Annotated in this window: 9 protein-coding genes and 1 tRNA gene; 8 read left to right on the top strand and 2 right to left on the bottom strand. The window is 63.8% G+C overall.

Annotation, left to right across the window (positions count from 1 at the left end):
- Positions 1–57 precede the first annotated feature (57 nt).
- The gene (locus RKP46_RS03710) at positions 58–675 is read right to left on the bottom strand and encodes a ParA family protein (RefSeq protein WP_311105374.1); all 618 of its coding nucleotides are present in this window, start codon (positions 673–675) and stop codon (positions 58–60) included.
- A 118-nt stretch (positions 676–793) separates the two neighbouring features.
- Between RKP46_RS03710 and RKP46_RS03705 the strand changes: the two genes are divergently transcribed.
- Positions 794–1,630 (top strand): IclR family transcriptional regulator, encoded by an 837-nt coding sequence (locus RKP46_RS03705; RefSeq protein WP_311105373.1) that lies wholly within the window; start codon positions 794–796, stop codon positions 1,628–1,630.
- Positions 1,627–2,583, top strand: coding sequence for a phenylacetic acid degradation operon negative regulatory protein PaaX (paaX, locus tag RKP46_RS03700; RefSeq protein WP_311105372.1), 957 nt, complete (start codon positions 1,627–1,629; stop codon positions 2,581–2,583). The genes RKP46_RS03705 and paaX overlap by 4 nt, the downstream gene beginning before the upstream one ends.
- A gap of 16 nt (positions 2,584–2,599) precedes the next feature.
- Here paaX and RKP46_RS03695 read toward each other — a convergent pair.
- A tRNA-Thr gene (locus tag RKP46_RS03695) sits at positions 2,600–2,673 on the bottom strand.
- 111 nt (positions 2,674–2,784) lie between these two features.
- Between RKP46_RS03695 and RKP46_RS03690 the strand changes: the two genes are divergently transcribed.
- The 6 genes from RKP46_RS03690 to RKP46_RS03665 are packed head-to-tail and all read left to right on the top strand — an operon-like array spanning position 2,785 to position 11,054.
- Complete coding sequence (locus tag RKP46_RS03690) at positions 2,785–4,584, top strand: diguanylate cyclase (RefSeq protein WP_311105371.1); 1,800 nt, start codon at positions 2,785–2,787, stop codon at positions 4,582–4,584.
- Entirely contained in the window at positions 4,581–5,348 is a 768-nt protein-coding gene (gene rfbF / locus RKP46_RS03685; protein ID WP_311105370.1) for a glucose-1-phosphate cytidylyltransferase, read from the top strand. Before RKP46_RS03690 ends, rfbF begins: the two co-directional genes overlap by 4 nt.
- Complete coding sequence (gene rfbG, locus RKP46_RS03680) at positions 5,342–6,430, top strand: CDP-glucose 4,6-dehydratase (RefSeq protein WP_311105369.1); 1,089 nt, start codon at positions 5,342–5,344, stop codon at positions 6,428–6,430. The genes rfbF and rfbG overlap by 7 nt, the downstream gene beginning before the upstream one ends.
- Positions 6,414–7,730: a lipopolysaccharide biosynthesis protein RfbH gene (gene rfbH / locus RKP46_RS03675; protein WP_311105368.1), complete on the top strand. Its 1,317-nt coding sequence runs from the start codon at positions 6,414–6,416 to the stop codon at positions 7,728–7,730. The genes rfbG and rfbH overlap by 17 nt, the downstream gene beginning before the upstream one ends.
- Positions 7,731–7,744: 14 nt before the next feature.
- Positions 7,745–9,238 (top strand): N-acetylneuraminate synthase family protein, encoded by a 1,494-nt coding sequence (locus RKP46_RS03670; RefSeq protein WP_311105367.1) that lies wholly within the window; start codon positions 7,745–7,747, stop codon positions 9,236–9,238.
- 7 nt (positions 9,239–9,245) lie between these two features.
- The gene (locus RKP46_RS03665; RefSeq protein WP_311105366.1) at positions 9,246–11,054 is read left to right on the top strand and encodes a thiamine pyrophosphate-binding protein; all 1,809 of its coding nucleotides are present in this window, start codon (positions 9,246–9,248) and stop codon (positions 11,052–11,054) included.
- Positions 11,055–11,096: the final 42 nt, after the last annotated feature.

Genomic DNA, 11,096 nt, shown 5'->3' with positions numbered 1-11,096 from the left:
TTTTCTTCGCTGCTTTCGCTGCGACACCGGCGCCGTTGCGAGGGGGCGAACTATATCCTAGTCAGCGAGCCATTGCAACAGGGGCTGCCACTGTTCTTCATCGCGACGATGCTTCGCACGCGGCGGATCGAAAACCGTGAGCCCGCCAGCGGCCGCATTCACATAGTTCTGGGTGTTGCGCAGGTAGGCCAGGATGGGGATGTCGAAATGACGCAGGAACTCTTCCAGCATCACCGCAGCACGGGTACGGGGATCAACGCGCATTGCAACGATACCGACGATGCCGCGACGGCCACGCATCTCGTTGCGGATGGAATTGAGAAAGTCTTCGGTGGCCGCCATGTCAAACACCGACGGCACGACGGGCACGATCACCTTGTCGACCACGCGCAGGTAGTCGGAGAGCTTGTACCCCTGGAGGCCCGCTGGCGCGTCGAGCACGACCCAGTCCGGTTCCTTCGGCAGGTTGAACAGCATCTGATTGCCCCCAAAATAGCCGGTCACCTGGGGAAGCTCGGGGGCGCGGAACGCCATCCAGCGCAAGGCTGACTGCTGACGGTCCAGGTCGCAGAGCGTGACTTTCTTGCCGGCATTGGCAAAGTGGCCAGCGAGATTGGTCGCCAGAGTCGTCTTTCCCGCGCCACCCTTCGGGTTGGCGATCATTACTGCACGCATGCTGTCTCCCTGAAAGCTTGTCGATTTGCAAAAGCGCCGCATTATACGCGGAGCATTCGCCGCTGCCGCTCGCCGCGCACAGTCGCTAGAATGACGGACCCATGCGAAATGACACGCCATGACAAACACGACGGAAAAGCAGCGCCAGGGCATTCAATCAATCGAAGTCGGAACACGCCTGCTGCGTGCGCTGGCGACACATGGCCGGCCGATGATGCTTCGAGATCTGGCAAAGAATGCGGGCATGCCTGCGGCGAAGGCCCATCGTTACCTGGTGAGCTTCATGCGCATGGGACTGGTCGAGCAGGATGCGAATACCGGGCGTTACGATCTCGGCGCCTTCTCTCTCGAGCTCGGACTTGCCAGCCTTTCTCGCCTCGACCCGGTACGCCTTGGCGGGCCGATTCTCGAAGATCTGTGCGAACAGATCGGCGAGACCGTCGCGCTTGCCATGCTCGGCAACCACGGAGCGACCATCGTTCGATGGGTCGAGGCGGGCGGCCCGATTACCGTCACCCTCCGCACGGGGACCGTGCTGCCACTCTCCCGCTCCGCGACGGGACGCGCCTTCGTCGCCTACTGCCGGCTGCCATTCATGAAAAAGCTGCTGGAAAGGGAATTGCGCGATGCTGCCGCAGAAACGGGGGAGTCCGTCACCGCGCAGATCCAGACGCTCGAACCGATCATCAATGAAATCCGCCTGCACGGCATCTCGCGTGCTACGGGCAGTCTGACTCCCGGCATCAACGGCTTCAGCGCACCGGTGTTCGACCACACCGGCCATATGGTCGCCGCAGTCACTTCGCTGGGTGCGATCGGGCATTTCGACACGGACTGGAACAGCCCCCTCGCCGTCGCCATCAAGGAGGCGGCGCGCGCGCTGTCCCTACGACTCGGGCACGGGGAGACGACCCCGATTCAGCCGGGGAACGTTCTCGGGTCCATTTCCCAATGAGCGCCACCGCATTCGATCATTGGCTCACGAATACACTCGAGCAGACCCCTCTTCGCTCGAATTCGCTGATCGTGACGCTTTTTGGCGACGCGATCGAACCGCACGGCGGCGCAGTGCTGCTGGGCAGCCTGATCGATCTGGTTGCACCGCTCGGAATCAACGGGCGCGCAGTTCGAACCAGCGTCTTTCGCCTGATGCAGGAAGACTGGCTATACGCGACGCCCGTTGGCCGGCGCAGCGAGTACGGCCTGACGGCATCCGGCAGGCGCCGGATCAACCATGCCTATCGGCGAATCTACGATACCCGTCACGATACGTGGAATGGCCAGTGGCAGATCGTCATCGTTCCGGAAGGCGCTCTGGCGGGCGACGAACGGGAAACCCTGCGTCGCGACCTGATGTGGGACGGGTACGGCACCCTGGCGCCCGGCATCTATGCGCACCCCACGGCGGACGCCTCTCGATTGCGCAGCATATTGATGCAGACGTCGAGCGAGAACAAGGTCGCGCTGCTCAACGCAACGTCGCTGGATGGCATCACGACTACGCCGCTGCGTGAAGTGGTCCAGCAATGCTGGCGACTTGATCGACTCGCTGAGGATTATGATCATTTCATTGCGCGCTTTCATCCCGCGATGAAATGGCTGGGACAGAACAGGGTGAAGCGGCCGGAGCAGCACTTCATCCTGCGCGCGCTGTTGATCCATGAATTCCGTCGCGTACAGCTACGGGACCCGCAACTGCCGGAACCCCTGCTCGCCCACAACTGGCCGGGACATACGGCACGAGCGCTCTGCCGCGAACTGTACGAGAAGCTCCTGCCGCTATCTGAGGAGCATCTTCTCGCGACACTGGAAACCCGCTCTGGCGCGCTGCCGCCAGCAGATGCGGGCCTTTACGCAAGATTCGGCGACTTGCCGGGAACGAGCCTGACGGAAACCGGCCGCAGGTAACGACACCAAGGATCGGTGGTGCCCCCGCGCGGAATCGAACCACGACCTGATGCTTACAAGGCAACTGCACGACCTTCATGCTACGGGGGCGAAACGGTGCGGATTATAGCCGAACCATTCATGCCACGCTTCCTGCAGTCGCCTTACCGCATTAGAATGCTCCGTCATATGTTCCTGATCCCGCGCTGACAAAACCTGCAGATGCCGACATTCAGCAATCCGACAGAAATCGCCCGTGAGACGTTCCGTCTGCTGGCCACTCGGCGCGTCGCCCCGACGCCGGAAAACTACCGGACCGTCTACCACGAGGTCGCGGGCAGCAAGGACAGCGGCCCGCAGGAATTTCCCGCCGAGGCGCTGAAATCCCTCACCCAGACACTCCCCAGGGAAACCCCCGCCCAGTTGCGGCTGGCCCGCGAGCTGGAACAGGCGGTCAAGGATGAACAGCTTGGCGCCTATGTGAATTCCCTGTCAGCCTTCATCACCGAGCGCGGCACGATAGAGACACTGGGATGGGGGGAGCTGATCAACGATCTGCTGCGCGAATGGGATACCCCGTCGGCGGTCATGACCCCGGGGAAAAAGCGCGAAGCCCTCGAACATCTTTTCTCCAGCGCCGGAAGTAACGCCGAAACACTGTTCAATCGACTGCAGGGACTGGTTCGTTCATGGAACCAGGGCGGACACGGTGACATGGTGGCCTTGGTCGAGGGAGAGGTTCCGCAGCCCGAAGGGGCCCCGGAGATCACCGAGGCAGAAGCAGCGCCAGCTGCTAGCACTGCCCCCACGAGCAGAGCTACTGAGCTCCTGCCCCAGCTGAGGGACCTCCTCGCCTTTGCGCTTGAACACGCGGTCGCCGCGCAAATTGCAGAAGCGCCCGAGCTTTCTGCTCATGCAAAGGAACTTGCCGCTGCAGCCCGCAAGGCCAGTACGCTCAAATCCCTTGATGAACTGCTGGTCGAGCTCAAGCGCTTCGTGTTTCGACTCGAACTTCTCGCGGATGATCGCGCCGAGCTCCGACAGGGATTGCTGCATCTGCTCAATCTTGTGATCGAAAACATCAGCGAACTCGTCATCGACGACAACTGGCTGCATGGCCAGATCGCCGTCGTCCGGGATATCGTCTCGCACCCGCTGAGCCTGCGCTCCATCGATGATGCCGAGCGACGCATCAAGGAGGTGGTGTTCAAGCAGGGCCAACTGAAACATAGCCTCGTCGAGGCCAAGGAAGCCCTCAAGTCGATGCTGGCCGGCTTTGTCGACCATCTTGCAGAGTTCTCGGAGAGCACCTCCGGCTACCACGACAAGATCGAAGCCTGTTCGCACAGGATCGCCGCAGCAAACGACATTACCGAACTCGCAGACGTCGTTCAGGAAGTAATGCGCGAAACCCGCATCGTGCAATTGAACGCCCAGCGCTCGCGAGACGAACTGCAGTCGACCCGCAGGAAGGTCGAAGAAACCGAAAAACGCATCAACGAACTGCAGGAAGAACTGGATAACGCGAGCAAGCTCGTCCGTCACGATCAATTGACCGGCGTACTGAATCGCCGGGGACTCGAAGAAGCCTTCGAGAAGGAATCGGCACGCGCCTTGCGTCGAAAGACACCGATGTGCGTCGGACTGCTCGACATCGACAATTTCAAGAAGCTGAACGATTCGCTTGGCCACGACGCCGGCGACGCCGCGCTGATCCACCTCGCGACGGTGATCCGCGAGACGATGCGTCCGCAGGACACCTGCGCGCGCTTCGGCGGCGAGGAATTCATCATCCTGCTGCCGGACACACCGGTCGAGGATGCGCAGAAGGCGCTCGTTCGTCTGCAGCGCGAGCTGACGAAGCGGTTCTTCCTGCACAACAACGAAAAGCAGCTGATCACGTTCAGCGCCGGCGTGACCGCGCTTCGTCCGGAAGACAATCAGGCAAGCATCATGAAGCGTGCCGACGAGGCGATGTATTCAGCGAAGAAAACAGGCAAGAACCGGGTGGTCACCGCATGAAGGCGGTCATACTTGCAGGCGGACTGGGATCGCGGATTAGCGAAGAATCTCACCTCAAGCCGAAGCCAATGATCGAGATCGGAGGCAAGCCGATTATCTGGCATATATTGAAAATATATTCGGCCCACGGAATTAACGACTTCATCATCTGCCTCGGTTACAAGGGCTATGTCGTCAAGGAGTACTTTGCCAACTACTTCCTTCACAATTCCGATGTCACATTCGACATGGTTAATAACCGTATGGAAGTACATGAACGGCACGCTGACCCATGGCGCGTGACCCTCGTCGACACAGGTGAAAACACAGCAACAGGTGGGCGCTTAAAGGCCATAGAGCACTTTATTGAACCCAGCGAACCGTTCTGCTTCACGTACGGTGACGGCGTAGCCAACATCGACATCACTGGCCAGATTGATTTCCATCGACGCCATGGCCTTGCAGCAACAGTCTGCGCGGTGACGCCTCCGGGCCGTTTCGGCGCCCTCGAAATAGAAGGCTCCCGCGTGACACATTTCCAGGAAAAACCCCACGGTGAGGGTGGCCAGATCAACGGGGGCTTCTTCGTACTCAATCCGGAAGTCTTCCGCACCATTACGGTGGACGGCCCGTGGGAAGACATTCCGCTGCGCACTCTTGCTGCGACAGGACAACTCGCGGCTTGGCGACACGAGGGTTTTTGGCACCCGATGGATACGCTGCGTGACAAGAATTTCCTCGAAGACCTCTGGCAAAACGGAACCGCTCCCTGGAAAACATGGTGAGTGCCGCGTTCTGGCGTAACCGGAAAGTCCTCGTCACAGGCCATACCGGCTTCAAGGGAAGTTGGCTGTGCCTCTGGCTACAATCGCTTGGAGCCAGAGTCAGTGGGTTTGCGCTGCCACCGCCGACAACGCCATCGCTTTTCGAGATTGCCGGCATCGGCGACATTCTCGACCATTCGAGGATCGCCGACATCCGTTACCCCGAAGCGATTGATGACGCACTGAAGTCCGCCGAACCCGAAATCGTCTTCCACCTCGCGGCCCAGGCTATCGTTGGCGAAGGCTACCGGGACCCGATCGGAACCTATGCGACCAACGTGATGGGTACGGCCCATCTGCTGCAAGCCGTCAGAAAAGCGCCGTCGGTGCGTGGCGTCGTCGTCGTCACCAGCGACAAATGCTACGAGAACCGCGAAACCGATACCGCCTATCGCGAAAACGCGCCACTCGGCGGTCACGACCCGTACAGCAGCAGCAAGGCCTGCGTCGAGATCCTGGCCCATTCCTGGCGGCGCTCCTTCCTCGACGACCGTAGTGGCCCGTTCCTCGCCACCGCACGTGCCGGTAATGTCGTCGGCGGCGGCGACTGGTCGGCGCACCGCCTCGTCCCCGACCTGCTCGCCGCCTTCGCCGACCGCCGCACTGCCCGCCTGCGCCGGCCGGATGCAGTTCGGCCCTGGCAGCACGTGCTCGAACCACTGGCAGGCTACCTGATGCTCGCCGAACGTCTGGCCTGCGGCGAGGTCGGCCATGACGGCAGCGATGCGTGGAATTTTGGACCAGACGCCTCGGACTGCGTCCCGGTACGCGAGGTCGCTACGCTACTGCAGCAGCAGTGGGGATCCGGCGCCGCATGGGAGGCCGAATCGGGCGATTTCCCGCATGAGGCTGGCCTGCTCCGGCTCGATGCCGGCGCTGCGCGGCGCGTGCTAAAGTGGCGCCAGCGTTGGCCGTTGACTATTGCCATACGGCAAACGACGGCATGGCACCGCGCCTGGATCGCGGGCGAAGACATGCAGCGGTTCAGCCTCCGCCAGATCGACGACTACCAAGCAAGCGCCAAAGATGCCCCCTCCAGCTGACCAGCGACAGGCGATCCTCGAAGCCGTGCGCAAATACGCCACGGCGGCCACGCAGCGCCCGCCCTTCGCCGCTGGCAGCAGTACGATTGCCCCCGCCGGCAAGGTCCTCGGCGCCGGCGAATTCGTCGCCGCCGTCGATGCGATACTCGACGGCTGGCTGACCGGCGGGCGTTTCAACGACGCCTTCGAAGCACGGCTCGCCGCCTGGCTCGGTATCGAGTACGTACTCACCTGCAATTCCGGATCGAGCGCCAACCTGCTGGCGCTGACGGCACTGACCTCGCCGCAGCTCGGCGCGCGCGCGCTGCGTCCGGGCGACGAAGTCATCACCGCTGCCGCCGGATTTCCGACGACCATCAACCCGATCCTGCAAAATGGGCTCGTGCCAGTCTTCGTCGACTCGCACCTGCCGACCTACAACCCGGATGTCGAGGCGATCGCCGCTGCGATCGGCCCGCGCACGCGCGCCATCATGATCGCCCACACCCTCGGCAACCCGTTCCCGGCCGCAGCCGTCCGAGAGGTGGCCGACCGGCACGGGCTGTGGCTGATCGAGGACTGCTGCGATGCCCTCGGCTCCACCCTGCACGGCAGGAAGGTCGGCAGCTTCGGTCACCTCGGCACGCTCTCCTTCTATCCGGCGCACCACATCACGATGGGCGAAGGCGGAGCCGTCTTCACCGCCGACCCGCAGCTGCAGCGCATCGTCGCCTCGCTGCGCGATTGGGGCCGGGACTGCTGGTGCGCCACCGGCTGCGACAACACCTGCGGCCGCCGCTACGACTGGCAGCTCGGCGACCTGCCGGCTGGCTACGACCATAAATATGTCTACTCGCACGCCGGCTACAACCTGAAGATCACCGACATGCAGGCCGCCATCGGCCTCGCCCAGCTCGACCGGCTGGACGGATTCGTAGCTGCCCGGCGTGCCAACTTCCGCTGGCTGCACCACCGGCTGCAGCCGCTGCACGACATTCTGGTCCTGCCGCAGGCGGAGGCCGACAGCGATCCCTCGTGGTTCGGCTTCCCGATCACGCTTGACGACGCCGCCGCCTTCGACCGCGTCGACCTGCTTCGCTTCCTCGACCAGCGCCGCATCGGCACACGCCTGCTGTTCGCCGGCAACGTGCTGCGCCAGCCCTACTTCGCCGGACGTGCGCACCGTGTCAGCGGCGAACTGGCGACCGCCGACCGGATCATGCAGAAGACCTTCTGGGTCGGCGTCTGGCCGGGACTCGACGAGGCTCAGCTCGACTACATCGCCACCTCGCTGGCCGACTTCTGCGGCATCGACCTTTGATACGGAACAACGCCATGGCCCGACCGCTCTTCATCTTCGAGATGGCGAACAACCACATGGGCGACACCTCCCACGGCATCGCCATCATCCGTGCCATGCGCGAGGCCTGCGCCGGTTTCACGGACCGTTTCGACTTCGCCTTCAAGCTACAGTACCGCGACCTCGACACCTTCATCCACCCGAGCTTCAAGGGGCGCAACGACGTCAAGTACGTCAAGCGCTTCGAGGAAACCCGGCTGTCGCGCGAAGAATTCGGCACACTCCTCTACACCATGCGCGAATGCGGCTTCCGAACGGTCTGCACGCCCTTCGACGAAGCCTCGGTCGACCTGATCGAAGCCCAGGGCATCGAGGTGATCAAGATCGCCAGCTGCTCGCTGACCGACTGGCCGCTCCTCGAACGCATCGCGCAGTGCGACCGACCAATCGTCGCCTCGACTGCCGGCGCCACACCGGAAGAGGTCGACAACGTCGTCAGCTTCTTCCTGCATCGCGGCAGGCATCTGACGCTGATGCACTGCGTCGCCGAGTATCCGACACCGGATGAACATCTCCACATCGCCCGCATCGGCGCCCTGCGTGCCCGCTACCCGGAGGTGCGCGTCGGTTTCTCGACGCATGAAGCGCCGGCGCATACCGAGCCGGTCATGCTGGCGCTGGCGATGGGCGCGACGGTGTTCGAAAAGCATGTCGGCCTGCCGACCGGGCGCTATGCGCTGAACGCCTACTCCGCCTCGCCGGAACAGGTGCGGGACTGGCTCGCCGCCGCCGCACGCGCCAACGAGATGTGCGGCAGCGAAGCCTGGCCGGCGGCAACGGCGGAGGAATCATCCAGCCTGCAGAGCCTGCGTCGCGGCGTCTTCCTGACGCGCGACGTCGCCGCCGGCGAGACGGTCGGCAACGACGCCGTGTGCTTCGCCTTCCCGCCTTCGAGCGGCCAGATCACCGCCAACCAGTGGTCCAAGTACGCGCGCCACGTCGCCCGCAAGCCGCTGCGCTCCGGCGCGCCGCTGCTCGCCGACGACGTCGACGTCACGCACGAACGCGAGCGCGTGCTCGCCGCGGTCACCGCCGTGCGGGAACTGCTGCAGGCCGGCAACATCGTCGTCCCCGGCAAGTCCGATCTCGAGATCTCGCACCATTACGGCATGGAGCGCTTTGCCGAGTTCGGGCTGGTCATGATCACCGTGGTCAACCGCGAATACTGCAAGAAGCTGATCGTCATGCTGCCCGGACAGACGCACCCGGAGCAGTACCACGCGCGCAAGGAGGAAACCTTCGTCATCCTCCACGGCCGCATGAATCTGTGGCTCGACGGCGAGCAGCACGAAGCCTCGCGCGGCGACGTCATCACCGTGCAGCGCGGCGTCAGGCATCGCTTCCACACCGACACCGGCGTCGTCTTCGAGGAAATTTCCTCGACGCACTACACCGACGATTCGTTCTACACCGACCCGGCGATCGCGGCCAACACGCGCCGCAAGACCCTGCTCACCCACTGGCTGTAACAGAACCATGCGTGTCGCCGATTACCTGATGCAACGACTGGCCGAGGCCGGCGCCGAGCACATCTTCCTGCTGCCGGGCGGCGGCGCCATGTACCTGGACGACGCGGTCGCCTGCGAACCACGGCTCATGGCAGTGCCGTGCCACCACGAGCAGGCCTGCGGCATTGCCGCCGAAGCCTGGGGCCGGGTTCGCGAAACCTTCGGCGTCTGCCTCGTCACCACCGGCCCGGGCGCCACCAATGTCGTGACACCGGTCGCCGGGGCGTGGATCGAATCGGTGCCGCTGTTGGTCATCTCGGGACAGGTGAAGCGCCCCGACCGGCTGGCAGGGCGGCCATTGCGCCAGGGCGGCGTGCAGGAAGTCGACGTTGTGCCGATGGTCAAATCCATCACCAAGTACGCCGCCACCGTCGACGATCCGCAGCTTATCCGCCATCACCTGGAACGTGCCCTTTACGAAATGAACCATGGCCGCAAGGGGCCCGTCTGGCTGGATATTCCGCTTGACGTGCAGGGCGCGCCGATCGACCCGGCTACGCTGCTGGCCTTCGAACCGCCTGTCGCTGACGCCCCCTCGCTCGCTGCCGAGGCAGCCGCCGTCATGGCCTTGCTGGCGAAGGCAGAACGGCCGCTGCTGCTCGCCGGCCATGGCGTGCGCCTGGCCAGCGCCGCGCCAGCGCTGCGCGCGCTCGCCGAACGCCTGTCGCTCCCGGTCGCGACGACCTGGAACGCGCTCGACCTGCTGCCCTGGGAACATCCGCTCAACGCCGGCCGGCCCGGTGTCGTCGCCCTGCGTGGCGCCAACTTCGCGGTGCAGAACTGTGACCTGCTGATCGCCATCGGCTGCCGGCTCGACAACATCATCACCGCCTACAACCCGCGCGGCTTTGCGCGCGCCGCCAGAAAAATCGTGGTCGACGTCGACCCGAATGAAATCGACAAGCTCGACATGGCGGTCGAACTCGGCATCGCCGCCGACGCCGGCAACTTCATCGCCGCACTGAACGAAGCCCCCCTGCCGGCCGCGCGCCCCGCGCTCGAACCCTGGGTCGAACGCTGCCGCGGCTGGAAGACGCGCTTCCCGGTCAATGACGGGGCCCCCTTCCCGACGGCGGGTCCGATCAGCCATTATCACTTCGCCTCGACATTCTCAGATGCAGCGCCGGCCGACACCCTGGTCGGAACCGGCAGCTCGGGGCTTGCCATCGAAGTCTTCTACACCATCTTCCGCAACAAGCCCGGTCAGCGAATCTTCCTGACCTCCGGTCTGGGCGCGATGGGTTACGGCCTGCCGGCCGCCATCGGTGCCTGCCTGGCCAACGGCCGTCGCCCGATGATCGCCGTCGAAAGCGACGGTAGCCTGCAGCTCAACCTGCAGGAACTGTCGACGCTGGCAGCACACCGCCTGCCGATCACGCTGGTCATCATGAACAACCGGGGCTACGCTTCGATCCGCAACACGCAGCGCAACTATTTCAACAGCCGCTTCGTCGGCACCGGACCGGAAGCCCGGCTGACGCTGCCCGATCTCGAACGGCTCGCTGCCGTCTGGGACATTCCCTTCCTGCGCATCGCCGATGCCGCCGAACTGCCAGCGCTCGCCGAGACACTGGCCACGCCGGCGCTGCGTATCGTCGAGGTGATGCTCGTCGCCGACGAGACACTTGCCCCGAAGGTGGCGGCCCTGCCGCAGGCCGACGGCGCGATGCTGTCGATGCCGCTGGAGGACATGTCGCCGCTGCTGCCGATGGCGGCACTGGAAGCGGAGATGATCGTGCCACTCGCCGAAGCCTCGCGGACGGCGCGAAAGCAATGATCCAGTGTTGCCCCGCCTGCGGCACGACGGCAGCGATGGCCG

This window comes from Accumulibacter sp. (genome assembly GCF_031732815.1).
Classification (GTDB): Bacteria; Pseudomonadota; Gammaproteobacteria; order Burkholderiales; family Rhodocyclaceae; genus Accumulibacter.
The sequence above is the reverse complement of the archived record's forward strand: the minus strand, read 5'-3'. Positions and strand labels throughout refer to the sequence as shown.